This is a genomic window from Inquilinus sp. CA228 (assembly GCF_052078665.1).
Lineage (GTDB): Bacteria > Pseudomonadota > Alphaproteobacteria > DSM-16000 > Inquilinaceae > Inquilinus.
The window spans coordinates 21,161-41,829 of the sequence record NZ_JBQJIK010000076.1 but is presented as its reverse complement, the minus strand read 5'-3'; the positions used below and the strand labels follow the sequence as shown (position 1 = coordinate 41,829).

At 71.7% G+C, this 20,669-nt stretch carries 15 protein-coding genes; 3 read left to right on the top strand and 12 right to left on the bottom strand.

The annotated features are described in order from the left end of the window. The first annotated feature begins 24 nt into the window (after positions 1-24). Together ACTOWL_RS29840 and ACTOWL_RS29835 are read left to right on the top strand one after the other, a co-directional pair. Entirely contained in the window at positions 25-5,754 is a 5,730-nt protein-coding gene (locus tag ACTOWL_RS29840; RefSeq protein ID WP_441324923.1) for an alpha-2-macroglobulin, read from the top strand. An 11-nt stretch (positions 5,755-5,765) separates the two neighbouring features. Beyond that, the gene (locus tag ACTOWL_RS29835; protein ID WP_441324922.1) at positions 5,766-8,054 is read left to right on the top strand and encodes a transglycosylase domain-containing protein; all 2,289 of its coding nucleotides are present in this window, start codon (positions 5,766-5,768) and stop codon (positions 8,052-8,054) included. A gap of 29 nt (positions 8,055-8,083) precedes the next feature. Here the strand turns inward: ACTOWL_RS29835 and ACTOWL_RS29830 are convergent, their stop codons facing one another. Continuing rightward, on the bottom strand, positions 8,084-8,617 hold the full coding sequence (locus ACTOWL_RS29830; protein ID WP_441324921.1) for a DUF5943 domain-containing protein: 534 nt from the start codon (positions 8,615-8,617) through the stop codon (positions 8,084-8,086). 2 nt (positions 8,618-8,619) lie between these two features. Continuing rightward, positions 8,620-9,900 (bottom strand): amidohydrolase family protein, encoded by a 1,281-nt coding sequence (locus ACTOWL_RS29825; protein ID WP_441324920.1) that lies wholly within the window; start codon positions 9,898-9,900, stop codon positions 8,620-8,622. Positions 9,901-10,102: 202 nt separating this feature from the next. Between ACTOWL_RS29825 and ACTOWL_RS29820 the strand changes: the two genes are divergently transcribed. Further along, on the top strand, positions 10,103-10,804 hold the full coding sequence (locus ACTOWL_RS29820) for a GntR family transcriptional regulator (RefSeq protein ID WP_441324919.1): 702 nt from the start codon (positions 10,103-10,105) through the stop codon (positions 10,802-10,804). A 10-nt stretch (positions 10,805-10,814) separates the two neighbouring features. Here the strand turns inward: ACTOWL_RS29820 and ACTOWL_RS29815 are convergent, their stop codons facing one another. The 10 genes from ACTOWL_RS29815 to ACTOWL_RS29770 all read right to left on the bottom strand — a co-directional run bounded on the left by ACTOWL_RS29815 (position 10,815) and on the right by ACTOWL_RS29770 (position 20,539). Beyond that, entirely contained in the window at positions 10,815-11,942 is a 1,128-nt protein-coding gene (locus ACTOWL_RS29815) for a M20 family metallopeptidase (RefSeq protein ID WP_441324918.1), read from the bottom strand. Positions 11,943-11,970: 28 nt separating this feature from the next. Further along, the gene (locus ACTOWL_RS29810) at positions 11,971-12,996 is read right to left on the bottom strand and encodes an extracellular solute-binding protein (protein WP_441324917.1); all 1,026 of its coding nucleotides are present in this window, start codon (positions 12,994-12,996) and stop codon (positions 11,971-11,973) included. Between the two features lie 32 nt (positions 12,997-13,028). Then, a complete protein-coding gene (locus ACTOWL_RS29805; RefSeq protein ID WP_441324916.1) occupies positions 13,029-13,874 on the bottom strand; it encodes an ABC transporter permease in 846 nt (281 codons plus the stop codon). Next, the gene (locus ACTOWL_RS29800; protein WP_441324915.1) at positions 13,871-14,746 is read right to left on the bottom strand and encodes an ABC transporter permease; all 876 of its coding nucleotides are present in this window, start codon (positions 14,744-14,746) and stop codon (positions 13,871-13,873) included. The genes ACTOWL_RS29805 and ACTOWL_RS29800 overlap by 4 nt, the downstream gene beginning before the upstream one ends. 12 nt (positions 14,747-14,758) lie before the next feature. Continuing rightward, positions 14,759-15,760, bottom strand: coding sequence for an ABC transporter ATP-binding protein (locus ACTOWL_RS29795; protein WP_441324914.1), 1,002 nt, complete (start codon positions 15,758-15,760; stop codon positions 14,759-14,761). Positions 15,761-15,773: 13 nt separating this feature from the next. Next, positions 15,774-16,643, bottom strand: coding sequence for a fumarylacetoacetate hydrolase family protein (locus ACTOWL_RS29790; protein WP_441324913.1), 870 nt, complete (start codon positions 16,641-16,643; stop codon positions 15,774-15,776). A gap of 115 nt (positions 16,644-16,758) precedes the next feature. After that, the gene (locus ACTOWL_RS29785; RefSeq protein ID WP_441324912.1) at positions 16,759-17,649 is read right to left on the bottom strand and encodes a BadF/BadG/BcrA/BcrD ATPase family protein; all 891 of its coding nucleotides are present in this window, start codon (positions 17,647-17,649) and stop codon (positions 16,759-16,761) included. A gap of 5 nt (positions 17,650-17,654) precedes the next feature. Then, positions 17,655-18,659, bottom strand: a complete 1,005-nt coding sequence (locus ACTOWL_RS29780) for an SIS domain-containing protein (protein WP_441324911.1) — start codon at positions 18,657-18,659, stop codon at positions 17,655-17,657. 67 nt (positions 18,660-18,726) lie between these two features. Further along, entirely contained in the window at positions 18,727-19,509 is a 783-nt protein-coding gene (locus tag ACTOWL_RS29775; protein WP_441324910.1) for a GntR family transcriptional regulator, read from the bottom strand. A 4-nt stretch (positions 19,510-19,513) separates the two neighbouring features. Continuing rightward, a complete protein-coding gene (locus ACTOWL_RS29770; RefSeq protein ID WP_441324909.1) occupies positions 19,514-20,539 on the bottom strand; it encodes a Gfo/Idh/MocA family protein in 1,026 nt (341 codons plus the stop codon). Positions 20,540-20,669 lie beyond the last annotated feature (130 nt).

Here is a 20,669-nt window from a genome sequence, read left to right as displayed (position 1 = left end):
GATGAGGGGAAGGCGGGTCATCACTTGCCTCTCGCATTGGTCGCCGGCCCGCTGGCCGCGCCGGCCGCCGCCCAGACCGCTCCGCCGGCCGCACTGGACCAGATCCAGCGCGCCGACGGCGCCCAGGTGGTGCCGGAGCGCTTCCTGCGCCGCTGGGACCCGGTCACCGTGTTCTTCGACCGCGACACCGGCCCGCGCGCCGGCGGGCCCGAGGACGACCCGGCGAAATACGCGACGCTGTCGCCGGACCAGCCCGGCGCCTGGCAGTGGCTGGGCCCCCGCGTGCTGCAGTTCCGCCCGGCCGAGCCGTGGGAGCCACTGCGCCGCGTCACCGTCACCTCCGCCGGCCACGCCACCGAGCTGATGCCGCTGCTGCCGACGCCGGTCGCCACCAGCCCGGCCGACCAGCCGGACGGCATCGCCGATCTCGACACCATCGGCCTGACCTTCGCCGACCCGGTCGACGTCCAGGCCCTGGCCCGGCTGCTGACCATCGAGCTGCGGCCCCTGCCCGGCTTCGCCCTACCCAACATCGGGGGCCAGGGCAGCCAGCAGCTGACGGCGCAGGACTTCACCATCAAGGCGCTGGAGCGGGCCGACCGCGCCGCCCAGCAGGGCTATGTCGTGGCCCTGCGCCAGCCGATTCCGGATGGGCGGATGGCGATCCTGCGGCTGCGCCTGTCCGACGCCGCCGGGCTGGACGACCCGATCTTCGAGCTGCGGCTGCGCAGCGCCGCGCCGTTCACGGTCACCGACACCGCCTGCGGCGGCAGCTTCCAGCAGGATCTGCAGGACGGCGTGCTGCGCTGCAGCCAGCCGCCGGCCTATGAGGGCGAGGAGGCGCGGCCGACCGGCGAGCGCCGGCTGCGCCTGCGCTTCTCGAACGAGCCGGAGGCGCTGGATCTGGTCCGCGCCCGCGACGTGTTCCGCCTCACCCCGGCGGTCGACGATTTGGCGCTGGAGCCCGACGGCCGCGACCTGACCCTGACCGGCCGGTTCCTGCCCGACACGGTCTACACCCTGCGGGTCGACCCCGGCAGCCTGAAGGATGTGCGCGGCCGCGCCCTGTCCGGCCCCGCCACCAACGCCCGCTTCGTGTTCCCGCCCGACCTGCCGGCCCTGGCCTGGGACGCCGGCCAGGGCATCAGCGAGCGGTTCGGCCCGCAGATGGTGCCGCTGCGCGGCCATGGCTATGACCGCGCCGACATCCGCATCCACCGCATCGACCCGCTGGGCCGCGACTTCTGGCCGTTCCCGGCCGAGGGCCTGACCACCCAGGACGACACCACGCCGCCGCTGGCCGGCAACGAGCCGTCGCCCTGGAAGGATGCGGCGGCGATCGACCGCGACGCGATGGCGGAGCGGATCGCTGCGCTGGGCTCGCCGGCGGTGTCCGAGCTGCTGCCGCTGCCGTCGCTGCGCGGCGGCATCTCGGCCAAGTTCGGCCTCGACCTCAAGCCGCTGCTGGCGAAGATCGCCGGCCCCAGCCAGCCCGGCACCTATCTGGTCGGGCTGCGGCCGGTCGACGGCGCCGACCGGCGCTGGCTGCGGCTGCAGGTCACCGACCTGACCCTGTCGACGGTGGAGGAGCCGCAGCGCATCCGCTTCGCCGTCACCTCGCTGAACAGCGCCAAGCCGGTCGACGGCGCCGAGATCCGGCTGGAGGGCGTGCGCGACGACCAGTTCGTCACCCTCGCCCGCGGCGTCACCGGGGCCGATGGCGGCTTCACCTGGGCGCCGAAGGGCGCCTATGCCGCCGAGCCGGAGATCCGGCGCATCGTCGTGGTCAAGGGCACCGACACGCTGGTGCTGGAGCCGGAGAACGGCCCGGCGCAATACGCGCAGGAGAACTGGACCAAGCCGGACGAATCCTGGCTGGCCTGGGGCTTCGGCGATGTCGCGGCGCGGCGCGAACGGCCGCAGATGCTGTGCCATGTCTTCACCGAGCGGCCGATCTACCGGCCGGAGGAGGCGGTGGAGATCCGCGGCTTCGTCCGCTCCTATCTCGGCGGCGGCCTGTCCTTCGCCAACGGCAAGGGCGAGGTCGTGGTCAACGGCCCGGACGACCAGGAATGGCGGATGCCGGTGACGCTGGACGGCAATGGCGGCTTCTACCAGCGCTTCGACGAGACCACCGAGGCGACCGGCGATTACAGCGTGCGCTTCGTCGACCCCGACGGCGACGAATGCGGCCAGGTGCCGTTCAAGAAGGAGGCCTACAAGCTTCCGACCTTCGAGGTGCTGCTGAACGGCCCGGATTCGGCGCCGCTGGACAGCCAGCTCCAGGTCTCGCTGCTGGCCCGCTACTTCGCCGGCGGCCTCCTGGCCGACCGCCCGATCAAGTGGCGGGTGACGCAGTTCCCGTACAGCTGGACCCCGCCGGGGCGCGAGGGCTTCCAGTTCTCCAGCGATTCCCGCTTCTCGGGCGAGCATGAGTTCCGCTCCACCCCGGTGCTGCAGCAGGACGGCAAGACCGATGCCGGCGGGTCGGCCCAGATCACGCTGGACCCGACGATCGAGCCGACCGCCCAGCCGCGCCGCTACGTGGTCGAGGCCACGGTCACCGGCGATGACGACATGCAGATCCGCAGCACCCAGCATGTGGTGGCGCTGCCGCCCTTCACCCTGGGGCTGAAGGTGCCGCGCTACCTGCCCAAGGCGGATGCGGTGGACCCGGAGATCCTGGCGGTCGACGCCGCCGGCAAGCCGCTGCCGGGCGTCGAGATGACGGTGAAGCTGATCCATCGCAACTGGAACTCGGTGCTGCAGGCCAGCGACTTCAGCCAGGGCTCGGCCAAATACGTCACCCAGGTGATCGACGAGACGCTGGAGGAGCGGAAGATCACCTCCACCGCCGACGTCCAGGCGCTGCACTTCGCCTTGCCGGAGGCCGGGGTCTACATCGTCTCGGTCGAAGCCGCCGACAAGATCGGCCGCAGCCAGTCGGTGAAGGTCGACCTGTTCGCCGCCGGCGACACGCCGGTGACCTGGTCGCGCCCGCCGGGGCAGAACGTCACCGTCACCGCCGACAGGCAAGCCTACGTCCCCGGCGAGACCGCGACGCTGGTGATCGAGAGCCCGTTCCAGACCGCCCGCGCCCTGGCCGTGGTGGAGGAGCCGGAGGGCCAGTTCCGCTATGACTGGGTCGACATCGCCAACGGCTTCGGCCGCTATGCCGTGCCGGCGCGCAAGGCGCAGATGCCGCGGCTGCCGGTGCATTTCCTGATCATGCGCGGGCGCCTGCCCGGCGAGGCCCAGGCCGCCACCGCGCCCTTCGACCAGGGCAAGCCGGTGACGCTGGCGACCACCGCCTGGGTCAAGGTCACGCAGGTCGAGAACCAGGTGGCGGTGACGCTGGACGCGCCGCCCAGCGCCCGCCCGGCGCAGGAGATCGAGGTGACGCTGCATCTGGCCGACCTGAAGGGCAAGCCGCTGGCCGGCGAGGCCACCTTCTGGATGGTCGACCAGGCGGTGCTGTCCCTGGCCCGGGAGCAGCCGCTGGACCCGCTGCCGAAGTTCATCGTCGCCCGCCTGTCGCAGATGGCGGCGCGCGACACCCGCAACATGGCCTTCGGCGTGATCCCGCTGGAGGAGGTGCCGGGCGGCGACGAGGCGACCGATGAATGGGGGGTGGAGAACATCTCCGTCCGCCGCAACTTCAACCCGGTGCCGATCTACCTGCCGCATGTCCAGGTCGGGCCCGACGGCACCGCCAAGGTCAAGGTCAAGCTGCCGGACACGCTGACCGTCTACAAGATGCGCGCCGTGGTCACCAGCGGGCCGGACCGCTTCGGATTCGGCACCGGCGAGGTCAAGGTGCGCCAGCCGATCGTGGCCCAGCCCGCTTTGCCCCGCTTCGTGCGGCCGGGCGACAGCTTCGACGCCGGGCTGGTCGGCCGCGTGGTCGAGGGCCCGGGCGGCTCCGGCCGCGCCGGCATCAGCGTCGACGGGCTGACCGTGCAGGGGTCGAAGGACCGCGCCTTCGCCTGGGACGGCAACCGGCCGGCGAGGATCAGCTTCCCGGTCTCGGTGCCCGACCCGGCGCCGGGCCAGGACACGGCGAAGCTGCGGCTGCTGCTGCAGCGCGACGCCGACAAGGCCGGCGACGCGGTCGAGATCGCGCTGCCGATCCGGCCGGACCGGCCGCCGCTGCGAGAACGCCGGATCGTCGAGCTGGCGCCGGGCGCCACGCAGGAGCTGCTGGCGGCGCCCGGCGACGTCCGCCCCGGCTCCTACACCGCGTCGGTGGCGATGGCGGCCGACCCCGCTTTGGTGCGGCTGGTCGCCGGGCTGAATGCCCTGGCCGACTATCCGTTCGGCTGCACCGAGCAGGTGATGGCGCTGGCCAGCGCCGAGCTCGCCCTCAAGCCCTACGCCCCGGTCCTCGCAGCCGCCGGGCTGCAGGACCGCATCTCGGCCGATGTGCAGAAGACGATCCAGAGCATCATCCGCACCACCGACGAGGACGGGCTGGTCGGGTTCTGGCCGAAGTCGCGCGGCTCGGTGATGCTGACCGCCGCTTCCTACAGCTTCGTGATCCAGGCGGAGCAGGCGGGCGAGACCGTCGACCCGGCGCTGAAGGACCGGCTGGCCCAGGTGCTGAAGCAGGCCCTGCGCTCGGACTATCCGCGCTTCCTCACCGGCGAGGAGGTGCGCGAGCGGGTCGCCGCCCTGTCGGCCCTGGCCGCGGGCGGCGCCGCCGACCCGGCCTATCTGGCGGAGCTGAGCCGCCGGGCCTCGCTGCTGCCGCTGGAATCGCTGGCGCAGATCACCGCGGTGGTCGCGGCGGCGCCGGACGCCGACCCGGCCCGGGTCGCCAGCCTGCTGGACCAGGTCAAGGCCAATGTCCGGCTGCTGTCGCGCAACGGCCAGCCGGTCTATGCCGGGCTGCAGGACCGGCCGGCCGACCCGATGGTGCTGCCGTCGGAGACCCGCACCTTGTCCGAGGTGCTGCTGGCGGTGGTCCGCGCCGCGCCGGAGGACCCGCTGCTGGGCCAGCTGCGCACCGGGCTGATCGGCCTGGGCGACGGCTCCGGCTGGGGCAGCACCAATGCCGATGCGGCTGCGCTGCGGGCCCTGGCGGCCGCGTGGGTCGTGCCGAGCGGGTCGGTGCCCGTTGCCGCGTCGCTGCCCGGCGGTGAGCAGACCGGGACGCTGGACCCGGACGCACCGGTGCTGCGCTGGAGCATCGACCAGGCCGGGCCGGTCGGCGTCACCAACCGGGGCGGCCAGACGGTGGTGGCGCTGGGCGACGCACGCTGGCTGCCGAAGGCGCCGGGATCGGCGGCGACGCCGGTGCAGGACGGCTTCGTCCTGACCCGGCAGCTGTACCGCGTGCCGGCCGACGGCCCGCTGGAGCGGCTGGACCCGGGCGGCGACGGCGCCATCCATGTCGCCGCCGGCGAGGTGGTCGAGGAGGTGGCGGAGCTGATCAACCCCGAGGCCCGCACCCAGGTCGCGATCCGCCTGCCGATCGCGGCCGGGTTCGAGCCCTTGAACCCGAACCTGGCGACGGCGCCGGCGGAGGCCGTGCCCTCGGCCGCGCCGTCGGTGCCGCCGAGCTATGCCAGCTATGGCGACGACGAGGTGCGGGTGTTCTACGACCGGCTGGACAAGGGCACGCTGACCCTGCGCTTCCGCCTGCGGGCGCAGGTGGCGGGCAGCTTCATCCAGCCGCCGGGCGAGGCCGAGATGATGTACCGGGCCGGGGTCTACGGCGCCAGCGCCGGCCAGCGCGTCGTCGTCAGCCCGTAGGCCGGGCAAGGATGGCTCAGTCCCGCGACACCCCCGAACCGCCCCGCCGCCGGTGGCGACGCCGGGCGGGTTGGGGCGCACTCGCGCTCGGCCTCGCCGTGTTCGGCCTGTTCGCGGTGCAGGTGGCGCAGCGGGCGCATCTGGAGGCGCCGGCGCCGACCCCGATCCTGTACGACCGGCAGGGCGCGTTCGTCGCCCAGATCGGCCATGAGGAGCGCGCGGCAGACGGCAGGCGCTTCGTCGATTACGGCTACTGGACGGTCGATCCGCTGCCCGACCGGGTCGTCCGCGCCACGCTGGCGCTGGAGGACCGGCGCTTCTGGGACCATCCGGGCGTCGATCCGCGCGCCGTGGCCCGGGCCTTGTGGCAGAACCTCGAGGGCGGCCGGGTGCGGTCCGGCGCCTCCACCATCGCCATGCAGATCGCCCGGATGCAGCAGCCGGCGGCGCGCAACCTGTGGTCCAAGGCGGTCGAGGCCGGCACCGCGCTGGTGCTGACCCAGCGCTACGACCGCCAGACGCTGCTGGCGCACTACCTGCGGCTGGTGCCCTACGGCAATGGCAGCCACGGCATCGCCCACGCCGCGCGCTGGTATTTCGACAAGCCGGTGGCGGATCTGAGCTGGGCCGAGATCGCCCTGCTCTCCGCCATCCCGCAGGCGCCCAGCCTGATGAATCCGCGCCGGCCCGACGGGCTGGCCCGGGCAAAGCAGCGCGGCCAGCGGGCGCTGGACGAGCTGGCCGGCCAGGGCGTGATCGGGCCGCAGGAGCTGGCGCTGGCCACCACCCAACTGGCCGAGCTGCGCCTGCCGCCGGTGCCGCGCCGGCCCGACGCCGTGCCCGCCATCCTGCGGCTGCGCCAGATGATCGCGCGGAACGGCGCCGAGGCCCTGCCCGCCAATGATCCGCGGCTGCGCACCACGCTGGATCTGGGGATCCAGCAGACGGTGACGGCGGCGGCGCGGCGCCAGCTGCGGGCGCTGGGCCCGATGGGGGCGCAGCAGGTGGCCGTGGTGGTCGCCCGGCGCGACAGCCGCGAGGTGCTGGCCGATGTCGGCTCCGCCCGCTATGGCGGCGCCAATGGCGGGTCGATCGACTTCAGCCGCGCCGTGCGGTCGCCCGGCAGCACGCTGAAGCCCTTCATCTACGCCCTGGCGATGCAACGCACCCTGCTGAGCCCGACCGACGTGATGACCGACATGCCCGAAGGCGCATCCGGCATCTCCAACGCCGACCGCACCTTCCTGGGTCCCGTGCTGCCGCGCCAGGCGCTGGCCAATTCGCGCAACATCCCGGCGACCAACCTGCTGCGCCGGGTCGGGCTGGACAGCGGCTTCCGCTTCTTCCGCGAGCTGGGGCTGCACGATCTGGACGTGCCGGCCGAGAATTTCGGCCTGTCGATGGCGATCGGGTCGCTGCCGACCAGCCTGGACCGGCTGGTGCAGGCCTATGGCGCGCTGGCCGATGACGGGACCTTGCGCGACCTGGTGTGGTACCGCGGCCAGCCGCTGGCGCCGCCGCGCCGGGTGCTGTCGGCCGACATCGCCCGGCTGGTGACGCTGTTCCTGTCCGACCCGATGGCGCGGCTGCCCAGCTTCCCGCGCTACGGCACCACCGAGTTCCCGTTCCCGGTGGCGCTGAAGACCGGGACCTCACAAGGATATCGCGACGCCTGGGTGGTGGCGTGGTCGCAGGACTACATGGTCGGGGTCTGGTTCGGCCGGCCGGATGCCGGGACCATGCGCCAGGTCGCCGGCGCCGGGTCGGCCGCGAAGCTGGCGCATGATGTGCTGATGGCGCTGCACGGCGCCCGGCCCGGCGACCTGCTGGACGCCAGCTTCCCGGTGCCGCGGGCCTACAAGCCGGTCGAGCTGTGCGTGCCGGCCGGCGGCCCGGCCCCCGATTTCTGCCGCCAGCGCGTGGTCGAATGGGTCAGGGCGGATGCCACGCCGCCGGCCGCGATCCCCGCCGTCGTCCGGGCGCCGGGGCCGGTGCCGGGGCAGGATGGGCCGGCGATCGGCACCCCCGAACCGCCGCGCCTGTCGATCACGATGCCGGAGCAGAACGCCCGGATCTGGCGCAACCCGGAGATGCCGCCGGCGCTCGACCGGCTGGCGCTGAAGGCTGCGGCGGCGCCCGGCGTCACCCAGGTGGTCTGGTATGTCGACGGCCTGCCGTTCCGCACCGCGCGGCCGGACGAGACGGTGTACTGGAAGCTGACGCCCGGGGCGCATCGCTTCCAGCTGCGCCTGCCGCTGCAGGACGGCGAGTCGCGGCCGGTGCGGATCGTCGTGGAATAGGCGGCGCGGCGGGTCGCTTCACGTTTCCGTCATGCCGGCCGGTCGACGCCGAACTCGAACAGGCAATGCTCGTGGCCCTGGGCGGCGCATTGCGTCTCCTCGCAGCCCACCGTGGCCGTCGCTCCGGCGTCGCCCAGCAGGTGGCGCAGCGCGCCGGTCATGAAGCCCTCGAACATGTAGCAGACCGGCCGCCCCGCCCCCGTCCCGTATTCCAGGGCGAAGACCGAGGCGGACAGGGCGATGCGGCCCTGCCCGCCGGCGGCGTCGAGATGCTCGACCTCGAACCGCCCCCAGCCGCGCTGCGACAGCCGCTGGAAGTAGCGCCGCACCGTCTGCTCCGGGTCCAGCCCCAGGCTGCGGGCCTGGACCGCGCACCAGTGCACGGCCGAGGCCTCGGTGGCCTGGCGCAGGATCGCGCGGTACGGCTCGATGCCCATCGCCGCCTCCACCGCCCGGTGGTTGTTCACCAGGAAATGGCGCGGCAGGTAGACCATGGGCAGGTCGTCGGTGCGCCAGATCCCGGTCTCGGGATCGACGTCGATCGGCACTTCGGGCGCCGCCATGGTCAGGCGGCGACCGCGCCCTGGGACCGGCTGAGCACGGCCGAGCTGTCCTTGTACAGCGCCCCGTCCTTCATGATCACCAGCAGGTTCTTCTCGTGCACCATCATGTCGAGGTCCTGCAGCGGGTCGCCGTCGACCAGCAGCAGGTCGGCGATGTAGCCGTCCTTGACCTCGCCCAGCTCGCCCTTCAGCCCCATCACCTCGCCGCCGATCCGGGTGCCGCAGACCAGCGCCTCGCTCGGGCTGTAGCCGAGCAGGTCGACGAAATGCTTCAGGTCGCGGCCGTTCTGGCCCTGCGGGGTCTGGGCGAAGCCGTAGTCGCCGCCGATCAGCACCCGCACGCCGCGCTTGCGCAGCTCCTGGTAGACGGCGCGGCTGGTGTCCAGCACCCGCTGCATGCCGATGTTCAGCGCGAATTCGCGGGTGAAGCCGAACGGCTCGCCCTCGTGCAGCGTGGCGTAGATGATGCCGATCGCCGGGCCGACGAAGATCCTGTCCTTCGCCGATTCCAGCATGTCGATCGCTTCCTCGTCGGCGGATTCGCAGTGATAGATCACGTCGACGCCGCAGCGCACCGCGCGCTTGACCGATTCCGCCGCGCGGGCGTGGCAGTTGATCTTCTTGCCGAAGTCGCGCGCCACCGCGACCGCCATGCGGACCTCGTCCTCGCGCATCACCGTGGCGCCGCCGCCGGCCTTCGGCCCGAGATCGTCGCCGGAGATGTTGATCTTGATGTTGTCGACGCCCTCGCGGCAGCACAGCCGTACGGCGCGGGCGATCTCCTCCGGCCCGTCGGCGATCATGCCGAAGCTCTCGTAATACATGTGCTGCTTGCGCTCGTCGCCGAGGCCGCCGGTCACCGTGATCTCCGGGCTGCCGGCGCGGATGCGGGGACCGGGCAGGCGGCCGGCCTCGATCTCGTTGCGGATGACGACATCCAGCCGCAGCTTCGAGGTGGCGGCGCTATAGGCGCTGGTGAAGCCGTGGTCCAGCAGCGTCTTGGCGTTGCGCATGGTCAGCAGCACATGCTCCTCGGGCGGGATGTTGCCGAGGTCGCTGTCGTTCACCGCGCCGCCGAAGGAGATGTGGGCGTGGCCCTCGACCAGCCCCGGCATCAGCGTCCGCCCCTGGCAGTCGATCGACTGGGCGCCGTCGGCGACCAGCTGGCCCGGGGTGCGGGTGACGCTGCGGATGCGGCTGCCCTCGACCAGGACGTCGCCCGGAAACGCGTCGGCGCCGCTGCCGTCCCAGACCATGGCGTTGCGGAAGATGACCCTGTTCATCGCGGCTCCCCTGTCTTCATGCCCAGTCTTGTGCATCGATGCGCGGCCGGCGGGTCCGGCTTTCTTGGGACGATGCCTTCCGTCCATATATCAGTCAACAGATAATATATTTTATTGACCCGTGCCGGATCGGCTTCGATAATCCAGGATGACGACGTCCAATCCGGAGGCGCCCCTCGAGGCGCCCCAAGCACAAGGCATCATGGCCCGAGACCCCACGCTCAATCGGACCCAAGGCGCCTATGAGGCCCTGCGTGCGGACCTGCTGTCCTGCCGCATCCTTCCGGGCAGCCGCCTGAAGATCCAGGAGCTGTGCGGGCGCCTCGCCGTCAGCCTGGGCGCGATCCGCGAGGCGCTGTCGCGCCTGACCTCGGAGGGGCTGGTGGTGGCCGAGCCGCAGCGCGGCTTCCGCGCCGCGCCGATCTCCGCCGCCGACCTGCAGGACCTGACCAATGCGCGGATCGAGCTGGAGACGCTGTGCCTGCGCCGCGCCATCCGCCTCGGCGACGTGCATTGGGAATCGAAGCTGGTGGCCGCCACCCATCGGCTGTCGCGCACGCCGGAGCGCGACCCCGGCGACCCAGAGCGGATCAACGACGACTGGGCGGAGGCGCATGCCGCCTTCCACCGTGCTTTGGTCGAGGGCTGCGACAGCGCCTGGCTGATGCGGCTGCGCGGCCAGCTCTACGACCAGAGCGAGCGCTATCGCCGGATCTCGGTGCCGCTGACCCGCAGCACCCGGAACATCGAGCAGGAGCACCAGCAGATCGTGACGGCGACGCTGGACCGCGACGCCGAGGCGGCCGCGTCGCTGCTCGGCGCCCATCTGCAGGCCACCGCCACCATCCTGCTCTCCGCCGCCGCCAGCGACGAGATGCGGATGGTGGAGGAGGTGGAGGGGTAGCGCCCTTCCCCTAAACCCCCATCCACTGCCTGCCGATCTCGGTGTAGAGGCCGACCGCGGCCTCGATCTTCGAGACCAGGCAGTACTCGTCGGTCTTGTGCGCCATGGTCGGCTCGCCGGGGCCGAGGATCACCACCGGCGCGCCGCCCATGGCCGGCGCCAGCACCGAGGCGTCGGTGAAGAAGGCGGCGCCCTTCGGGTCGATGCGCCGGCCGGCCGCGCGCTCGCACAGGTCGAACACGCCGCTGACCCATTCGTCCTGCGGGCTGCTGGCGACGGCGCCGACATCGACGATGCGCGACAGCTCCGCCCCCTCGCCCAGCACCGCCTCGACCTCGCGGCGGATGGCGTCGTTCGACTGGCCGGGGACGGTGCGGCTGTCGATCTGCACCTCGGCCCGGTCCGGCACCGAATTGACGTTCAGCCCGCCCTGGAAGGTGCCGACATTGATCGACGGCCCGCCGAGATGGACATGGTGCTGGGCGTCGAAGCTGTGGTCGGCCAGGCGCAGCACGCCCCGCGCGGCCTTGTAGATGGCGTTGTCGCCCTGCTCCGGCATCGAGCCATGGGCGGTGACGCCATGGAAGGCGGCCCGCAGCCACAGCGCGCCGCGATGGCCGATCATCGGCAGGTTGGCCGTCGGCTCGCCCACCAGCAGCGCGCCGGCCGCCGGCAAGGCGCCGGCAACGCCGGCCAAGTGGCGGGCGCCGTCGCACCCCGTCTCCTCCCCCGCCGTCAGCACCAGGGCCAGGCCGGCGCGGCGGCCCGGCAGCCGGGCGAGGTCGACCGCCGCCGCCACCATGGCGGCGACGCCGGCCTTCATGTCGCTGGAGCCGCGGCCGTACAGCCGGTCGCCGTCGATCTCGGCGGCGAAGGGATCGCGGGTCCAGGGCGCGGCGCCCAGCGGCACGGTGTCGAGATGGCCGGTGAAGCACAGCGGCGCGCCCTCGCCGTCCAGCGTGGCGACGACATTGGTCCGGCCCTCGCCCATCGGATGCACGGCGACGGCGAAGCCCGCCGCCTCCAGCACCCGCCCCGCCAGCTCGACGCAGGGCTGCTCGTCGCCCGGCGGGTTGATCGACCGCAGCCGGACCAGGTCGCGCGTCAGCGCGACGGCGGAAGGCGGTGTCGTCGCCATGCTCACTCCCGGAGGACCGGCCGAGGCCCTACTGCCGCAACCGCGTCCAGATCCGATCATAGGCCCGCGTCGCCTTCTCCGGACAGGCCGGGGCGAAGGTGATCTTGAGGTCCTTCGGCGGGTTGAACTCGGGCGATTCCCCGAGCTCGGCCGACAGCAGCTTGTTGGCGCCGACCACGGCGTTCTGGTAGCCGGAGAAGGCCGATTGCAGGGCGATGTTCTGCGGATCCATCAGGAAGTTCAGGAACGCCTTGGCGTTCTCGAGGTTCGGCGCGCCCTTGGGCACGGCGACATTGTCCATCCACCCGACCGCGCCCTCCTTCGGATAGACATAGGACACGGTCGATTTCTGGCGCCGCGTCGCCTCGGCCTTGCCAGACCATTGCTGGTGCATCGCCGTCTCGCCCGAGACCTGGCGCTCCACCGTGCCGTCGGAATTGTAGACCTTGACGAAGGGCTTCTGCGCCTCGAGCAGCGCGTCCAGCGCCTTCAAATCGGCCGGGTCGGTGTTGCATTGCGGCTTGCCGAGATAGACCAGCGCCAGCGACATCACCTCGCTGGGCGAACCGAACATGCCGATCTTGCCCTGCAGCTCCGCCGGCGGCTCGAACAGCAATTTGAGGCTGTCATGCGGGCCCTTGTACACCGCGGTGTCGACCGTGTAGGAGGTGGTGCCCCAGACCCAGGGCACGCTGTATTTGGCGTCCGGGTCCCAGGACCGCTTCTGCCATTCGGGGTCGAGATTCTTGAAGTTCGCCATGGCGGCGACGTCGACCGATTCGAACAGCCCCTGCTGCACGAAGATCGGCACGAAGTCGTTGCTGACCACGATCAAATCGTAGCCCGAGGCGCCGGAGGTCAGCTTGGCCAAGGCCGTCTCGTTCGAATCATAGGTGTCGATCGAGACCTTGATGCCGGTCTCCTTCTCGAACTTCGCGATCAGCTCCGGCGCGGTGTAGTCGGTCCAGTTGTAGAGGTGCAGCTCGCCCGCCGCCTGCGCCGCGGCCGGCAGGACCAGCGCCAGAGCGGTCAGCATCGATGCCCAGTTCTTCATCTTTGTTCTCCCTGTTTGATTGAAGTCCCTTGTCATCCCGCGCGCCGGTGCCGGCGGCCGAGCAGCAGCGCGGCGCCGACGAAGACCAGCGAAACGGCGAGCAGGATGGTGGAGATGGCATTGACCTCGGGCGTCACGCCGAGGCGCATCATGCCGTAGACATAGACCGGCAGCGTGGTGGAGCCGGCGCTGGAGACCATCATGCTGATCAGGAAGTCGTCGAGCGAGACGACGAAGGCCATGATCGCGCCGGAGGCGATAGCCGGGGCCAGCAGCGGCAGGGTGATGCGGCGGAACAGCTGCCATTCGCTGGCGTAGAGGTCGCGCGCCGCCTCCTCCAGCGCATGGCCCATCTCGCGCAGCCGGGCCTGCACCGGCAGGATGGCGAAGGGGATGCAGAACACGGTGTGGGCGATCATCAGGTTGACCAGCCCGTTGCGCATGCCGATGGCGGAGAAGAACACCAGCGTGGCGATGGCGACGATGATCTCCGGCACCACCAGCGGCAGGGCGATCATCAGGGTGACGGCGCCGCGGCCGGCGAAGCGCCTGCCGCGCTCCAGCGCCAGCGCGCCGGTGACGGCGATGGCGGTGGCCGCGATGGTGGCGACCACGGCGATCACCAGGCTGTTCAGCGCCGCGTTGCGGATGTCGTCGTTCTCCGCCACCCGGGCGAACCAGCGCAGGCTGAAGCCCTGCCAGACCGTGACCATGCTGCTGCTGTTGAAGGCATAGACCACCAGCACCAGCAGAGGCGCGTAGAGGAAGGCCACCATCAGCGCGACATAGGGTGCCAGCCCCGGCGTCCGGCGCCAGTCGAAGGGCCGGGCCCTGCTGCGCCGGGCGGGCAGCGTGGCGGCGACGGAAGAGACGGTCATGGCCGCAACTCCCGCATCCGGGTCCGGCGCGTCTGCAGCAGCAGCACAGCCAGGATCACGACGGTGATGGCGGTCGACAGCGCGGCGCCGAACGGCCAGTTGCGCGACGAGGTGAACTGCATCTGGATCAGGCTGCCGATCAGCAGGGTCTTGCCGCCGCCCAGCAGGTCGGGGGCGAGGAAGGAGCCCAGCGCCGGGGCGAAGACCAGGGTCGACCCGACCATGGCGCCCGGCCGGGCCAGCGGCCAGACGATGCGGCGGAACACCGCCATGCGGTCGGCATAGAGGTCGTAGGCGGCCTCGACCAGCCGCGGGTCCAGCCGCTCCAGCGTCGAATAGATCGGCAGCACCATGAAGGGCAGGAAGGTGTAGACGAGGCCCAGCAGGATGGCGCCGTCATTGTACAGGAGCGGCAGCGGCTGGCCGATCACGCCGAGGCCGCGCAGCGCCTGGTTGGCGACGCCCTCGTCGCGCAGGATCAGGATCCAGCAATAGGTGCGGATCAGCGTGTTGATCCAGAACGGCAGGGTGACGACGAACAGCAGCACCCGCCGCCGCGCCTCGCTCTGGCAGACCACGTACCAGGCGATCGGCAGGGCCAGCGCCAGGCAGATCGCCGTGGTGGCGACGGCCAGCCACAGCGACCGCAGGATGATGACGATATAGTCGGTCGAGAACACCAGGCTGTCGTCGAAATCGCGCTGGTACAGGAACTGAATGTAGCCCTCGAGGCTGAACGGCGGGGTGACCCCGCCATAGGCGCCCGCGGTCATGAAGGAATAGGCCACGGCGATCGCCATCGGGATCAGCATGAAGATGCCGATGACCAGGGCGGCCGGGGCGATCAGCAGCAGGGTGCGCGACAGCTTCATGCCCCGTCCCCGTCAATGCGCCAGGGCGCGTTCGGCCTCGGCCGGCCAGTCGAGATCGACCGCGTCGCCCGGCGCGAAGCCGCCATCAAGGTTGCGCAGCCGGGCGCGGATGCCGACCGCCCCGGGCAGCTCGATCTCGTACAGGGTGTCGAGGCCGAGGAAGGTCGTGGCGGCGATGCTGCCGCGCGCCCGGCCCGCCGCGTGGCCGTTGGCCCGGCCCAGCGTCACCCGCTCCGGCCGCACGGCGATGGTCAGGCCGGGGTCGCGGCCCAGCGCATCGCCGGGGATCAGGTTGGCCTCGCCGATGAAACCGGCGACGAAGCGGCAATTCGGCTCGTGATAGATCTCCGTCGGCCGGCCGATCTGCAGCAGGTGGCCCTCATGCATCACCGCGATCCGGTCGGACATCGCCAGCGCCTCCTCCTGGTCGTGGGTGACCAGGACGAAGGTGATGCCGGTCTCGCGCTGCAGCCGCTTCAGCTCGCCTTGCATCTCCTTGCGCAGCTTCAGGTCCAGCGCCGACAATGGCTCGTCCAGCAGCAGCACGCGCGGCTGCGGCGCCAAAGCGCGGGCCAGGGCGACGCGCTGCTGCTGGCCGCCCGACAGCTGCGACGGCCGGCGCCCGGCATAGCCGCCCAGCCGCACCATCTCCAGCGCCGCCGCGACCCGGGACGCGATCTCCGCCTCCGGCCGGCCCAGCATGCGCAGGCCGAAGGCGATGTTGTCGCCGATGGTCATGTGCGGGAACAGGGCGTAGCTCTGGAACACCGTGTTCACCGGCCGCTTCTGCGGCGGCAGGGCGGCGACGTCGGCGCCGTCGATCCGGATCGTGCCGGTGCTCGGCGCCTCGAAGCCGCCGATCAGCCGCAGCAGGGTGGTCTTGCCGCAGCCGGACGGGCCCAGCAGGGTGAAGAACTCGGTGCCGCCGATCGACAGGTCCACGGATTTCAGCGCGTGGACGGTGCCGATATCCTTGCCGGCGAAGCTCTTGGAGACGTCGTGCAGGTCGATCATTGTGCCTCCCGGTTCAGGCCAGGCTTTCGGCCCGGATCGGGTTGCGCAGCAGGCCGACGCGCTCTAGCTCGACCTCGCAGACATCGCCCGGCTTCATGAACAGCTGCGGCTTGCGCGCCATGCCGACCCCGGCGGGGGTGCCGCTGACGATGATGTCGCCGGGCTGCAGCGTCATTGCCTGGGTGACGAAGGCGATGATCGCGGGCACGTCGAAGATCATGTCGTCGGTCGACGCGCTCTGCACCACCTGGCCGTTCAGCCGGGTCTGCAGCCGCAGCCCCTTGCCGCCGGGCGGCAGCTCGTCCGCGGTGACGAAGGCCGGGCCGAAGGCGCCGGTGGCGTCGAAGTTCTTGCCCAGGGTCCATTGCGGGCCCTTGGACTGCCAGTCGCGCACCGAGCCCTCGTTGAACACCGAATAGCCGATGACGTGGTCCAGAGCCCGCTCGGCCGGGATGTGGCGGCCGGCCTTGCCGATCACCGCCACCATCTCGCCCTCATAGTCCAGCTGCTCCGACACCGTCGGGCGCAGGATCGGCGCGCCGTGCCCGACCAGGGTGGAGGCGACGCGCAGGAAGATGGTCGGCACCGGCGGCGGCTGGAAGCCGCTTTCGAGCGAATGGTCGACGTAGTTCAGGCCGACGCAGATGATCTTGCCAGGCGCCGGCAGTGGCGGCAGCACCGTCACCGCGCCCAGCTCGACAGGTCGGCCCTGGCGCAGCAGCCGGTCCGCCGCGGCGTGCAGCGCCCCCTGCCCCGCCACGACAAGCGGGGCCAGGGCGCCGGGGAAGCCGGGGTCGTCGGTGCGCAGCCCGCGATATCCGCCATCCGACGCCGCGACCGCCAGCCCGCCCACACCCTGCTCGTCATAGGCCACAAACCGCATTCCAGCCCCCTGTACGCCCGGCAGGCCTTCCGCGGCCGGCTCATGGCGAAACGGTAGGAGAGGAAAGTATAGTTGTCAAAATAATATATTTTTCTGCTGAAAATGAGATGCCGGGTCAGCCCGGCCGGCGGCGCGCGAGCAAGACGGCGCCTTCGACCGGCGGCGCCCGCAGGACATGCAAGGCGAGGCCCGGCAGGCGGTCGCCAAGGCCGGCGCGGAACGCGTCGAGCAGGCGCGGCTGGTTGACGATGACACTGCCGGCCACCACCACCGCCGACCCGGCCGCGCCGCGGCCATGCAACTGCACGACCAGATCGACCAGGTGCCGGGCGCCGTCGGCGATCACCGCTTGGGCCAGGGCCGAGCCGGCCTCGGCGGCGGCGAAGACGGCGCTGGCATGCGGCGCCCAGTTCTCGACCGTCGGGTCGTCATTGACGCGCCGGGCCAGGCGCTCGGCATCGGCGACGCCGAAGGCGGCGAGCAGGCCGCCCAGCAGCCCGTCATCGGGCCGGCCCTGGTCATGGCCGCGCAGCGCCGCCCGCGCCGCCTCGCGCACCAGCCCGGCGGCGCTGCCCTCGTCGCCGATGATCGAGCCCCAGCCGCCGGCGATCAGGAACACCCCGGCGGCGTCGGTGCCGACGCCGACCGCGCCGGTGCCGGCGATGATGCCGATGCCCTCGGCCAGCCCGGCCGCGGGCACGATCAGCGCGGCGTCGTTGACCACCGTGGCCCGCAACCCCTGCCCTGCCAGCGCGGCCTGCAGCGCCGCAGCCGTCGCGGCGCGGTTGACGCCCTGCGCACCGAGCGCCAGCGCTACGATCCGGCCCCCGACGGGGCGGTGTCGGGCCAGGCGGGCGGCGATCCATGCGGCAGCCTCGGCGGCGGGCTCGGCCTCCCAATCCTCGCTCGGCTCGACGATGTCGACGAGGCGGCCGCTGGCCACCGCCTCGATCACCAGATGCGTCTTGGTGCCCCCGATATCCAGCGCGGCGAGAAGGTCGGTCATGGCGGTCACGCCACCTTGGTGTCGGTGTGGTGGAAGACGAAGGCATCGGGGTCGATGCCGCGCAGCAGCGCCGCCTCGACCGCCAGGCTCTGCATCGCCAGCGCCTCCAGGATCGCCCGCTGGGCCGGCGGCAGCGCCGGCACGGGCAGCACGGCGAGCCGCGGCTCCTCCGCCACCGGCAGGGATGTCAGCAGGATCGTGTCGTGGCCGGCGCGGGCCAGGGTCTGCGCCAGCGCCGTCTCGCGGTCGTCACCCATCAGCACATGCGCGGTCTTGCCGGCCGATTCCATCGCGCCGTGCAGGTATTGCCGCGTCGACAGGCCGGTGGCCGGCACCCGCGCCACCTCGCGCAGCAGCAGCGCCCCGACCTCGGCCGAGCCGACGGTGGCGGCGGACGCGGCATAGTCGACGGCGACCGCGCCGGCCAGCGGTGCCGCCAGGGCCGGACCACGATTGCGCAGCGTCTCCTCCAGCCGTCGGAACGCCGCCGGCAGCGCGGCCCAGGACGGGTCGATGGCGCCGCCGTCCCAGATCTCGGCGATCAGCCCCAGCGCCGCGACGGTCGCGGTGTAGCCGATGGTGGAGGCATAGCTGTCCGGCAGGTTGCCGAGCGAGACGGTGGCCGCCGCCAGGTCGGCCAGCGGCGACGGCGCGACATTGACCACGGCGAGGCGCAGCCCGGCATCGATCGAGCGCAGGGCGGCCAGCGTCTCCGCACTCTTGCCGCTCTGGGAGACGCCGATGATGGCATGCGGCGAGGCCGGGAACGGCAGCGGATGCTCACCCGAGTTCAGGCGCCAGGAATGGATGCCGCGGGACCGCAGCGTCCAGACCGCGGCGGCCGAGGCGGCGTGGCTGGCGCCGATGCCGAGGAAGATCGGCCCCGGGCCGGCGAAAGCGCCGCGCGCCTGCCCTTCGCGCAGCTGGCCGCCGACATGAGCGATCGCCTGCTCCAGCCGGCCGGCCTGCGCGGCCCGGGCCTCGGCGACCGGGATGTATCCTTCGACCAATTTGTGACTCCTTGGTATTCCGGCCGCGGCGCGCCGCGGGGGGTGGTCCGGCGCGTGCCGCGGGGCGTCAGCCCTCCGGCTTCGCGCCGCGGGCCGGCGCCGAGCGCGGGCGGGAGAAGCCGGTGCGCAGGCGGTAGCGGTCGCCGGCGTAGCGGATGGTGGAGGACAGGAGCGGCCGCCCGGCCGCGTCGACGATCAGCTGGCGCAGCACCAGGACCGGCTTGCCCGGCTCGATCTCCAGATGCCCGGCCAGGGCGGCGTCGGCCTCCTGCGCCTCGATCGTCGTCTCGGCCCGCGCCAGGTCGATCCCGGCCTCGAGCAGCAGCCGGAACAGTGAGGCGGTGCGGAAATCGACCCCGTCCAGCTCCGGCGCCAGCTGGGCGGCGAAGAAGGAGGTGTCGACCGCCACCGGCACGCCGTCGAGCCGCCGGATGCGGTCGAGATGGAACAGCCGGGCGCCGGGGGCGACGCCGAGATCCTCGGCCTCGTCCAGCGTCGCCGGCGCCGCCGCCGCGCGCAGCACGTCCGAGGATGGGGTCAGGCCCAGCCGCGCCGCGGTCTCGCTGAAGGATTCCAGCGTGTTCGGGAATTCCTTCGGCGCGTCGGCCGAGACGTACCAGCCGCGGCCGTGCGAGGCGGTCAGGACCCCGGCCTCGACCAGGCTCTGCAGCGCCCGGCGCAGCGTGACCCGGCTGATCGACAGCCGGGCCAGCAGGTCGCGCTCGGCCGGGATGCGGCCGCCCGCCGCCAGCTTGCCGGTGGCGATCTGGTGCCGGATCAGGTCGGCCGCCTGGCGCCACAGCGGCTCCGGGGAGTCGGCGTCGAGCATGGCGGCTTCGGTCCTGGTCATCGGGTCAGGTCACCTCTTCCCAGCGGCGCGTCCGCATGGAGCGGTAGCAGGCATCGATGATGCGGTTGACGATCACCCCGTCCTCGAAGGTCTCGGAGGGCGCGGTGCCGGCGGCGAAGCAGTCGACGAAATGGCGCATCTGCTGCGAAAAGCCGTAGGCGCGGGTTTCCTCCGGCACAGGGTACACCCAGCCGGTCTCGGCATCGGCCTTTTCCACGGTGTAGCCGACCGGCTTCTCGACGAAGCCCCAGACCGGCCCGACCGAGGTGTCGGTGACGATCCGGCCGGCCGATCCCACCAGCTCATGCCGCAGCTGCATGCCGCCCTTCTCGATCCAGGAGGATTCGATGGTGGCGAGCTGGCCGCCGGCGAATTTAAGCAGCGCGATCGACGTGTCCTCGCCGGTGGTCTTGTCGCGGTGGACCATGGTGGCGCCCCAGGCCATCACCTCGGTCACCGGATTGTCCTTGCCGAAGAAGTGGCGGGCGGATTCGACGGTGTGGCAGCCCATGTCCAGCAGGGCGCCGCCGCCGGCGGTCTCGGCGTCCCAGAAATGCGGGGCGTGCGGCCCGGAATGGGCCTCGCGGGCGCGCATCGTCAGCAGGTCGCCGATGCCGCCGGCCTTTACCATCTCATAGGCCTTGGCGATGTTCGGCGAGAACACCGCGCTTTCGGCATAGCCATGCCAGACCCCGGCGCGCCGCACGATGTCCAGCATCCGCTGCGCCTCCGCCGCCGTCCGGGCCAGGGGCTTGGTGCAGATCACCGCCTTGCCGTGCCGGGCCGCGATCTCCACCGCCTTGAGATGGACCTCGTTCGGCAGGGCGATGACCACCAGCTGCACCTTCGGATCGGCGCACAGCGCCTCGGCGTCGGCATGGGCGGTGACCTGCCATTTCCGGGCGAAGGCCTGCGCCCGCTCCGGATTGCGCGAGCAGCAGGCGACCAGCGCGGCGTTGCGCACATCCAGCAGCGAGTCCGCATAGGTCTCGGCGATGAAGCCGGAGCCCAGCAATCCGACACCGATCATGCCCGTCCCTCCCTCTTGTCGAAATACGTTATAATACCACTTGGCCGGATTCGCCATCGGATTTCAACAGAAATTATACCATTTGGCACATCTGGTATTATGAGGTATCTTTCTCGAAACATCCGGCCCA

Bases quoted from the DNA above. Each gene is read 5' to 3' on its own strand.
- ACTOWL_RS29835 (WP_441324922.1), top strand. From the start codon at position 5,766: ATGGCTCAGTCCCGCGACACCCCCGAACCGCCCCGCCGCCGGTGGCGA.
- ACTOWL_RS29830 (WP_441324921.1), bottom strand. From the start codon at position 8,617: ATGGCGGCGCCCGAAGTGCCGATCGACGTCGATCCCGAGACCGGGATC.
- ACTOWL_RS29825 (WP_441324920.1), bottom strand. From the start codon at position 9,900: ATGAACAGGGTCATCTTCCGCAACGCCATGGTCTGGGACGGCAGCGGC.
- ACTOWL_RS29820 (WP_441324919.1), top strand. From the start codon at position 10,103: ATGGCCCGAGACCCCACGCTCAATCGGACCCAAGGCGCCTATGAGGCC.
- ACTOWL_RS29815 (WP_441324918.1), bottom strand. From the start codon at position 11,942: ATGGCGACGACACCGCCTTCCGCCGTCGCGCTGACGCGCGACCTGGTC.
- ACTOWL_RS29810 (WP_441324917.1), bottom strand. From the start codon at position 12,996: ATGAAGAACTGGGCATCGATGCTGACCGCTCTGGCGCTGGTCCTGCCG.
- ACTOWL_RS29805 (WP_441324916.1), bottom strand. From the start codon at position 13,874: ATGACCGTCTCTTCCGTCGCCGCCACGCTGCCCGCCCGGCGCAGCAGG.
- ACTOWL_RS29800 (WP_441324915.1), bottom strand. From the start codon at position 14,746: ATGAAGCTGTCGCGCACCCTGCTGCTGATCGCCCCGGCCGCCCTGGTC.
- ACTOWL_RS29795 (WP_441324914.1), bottom strand. From the start codon at position 15,760: ATGATCGACCTGCACGACGTCTCCAAGAGCTTCGCCGGCAAGGATATC.
- ACTOWL_RS29790 (WP_441324913.1), bottom strand. From the start codon at position 16,643: ATGCGGTTTGTGGCCTATGACGAGCAGGGTGTGGGCGGGCTGGCGGTC.
- ACTOWL_RS29785 (WP_441324912.1), bottom strand. From the start codon at position 17,649: ATGACCGACCTTCTCGCCGCGCTGGATATCGGGGGCACCAAGACGCAT.
- ACTOWL_RS29775 (WP_441324910.1), bottom strand. From the start codon at position 19,509: ATGACCAGGACCGAAGCCGCCATGCTCGACGCCGACTCCCCGGAGCCG.
- ACTOWL_RS29770 (WP_441324909.1), bottom strand. From the start codon at position 20,539: ATGATCGGTGTCGGATTGCTGGGCTCCGGCTTCATCGCCGAGACCTAT.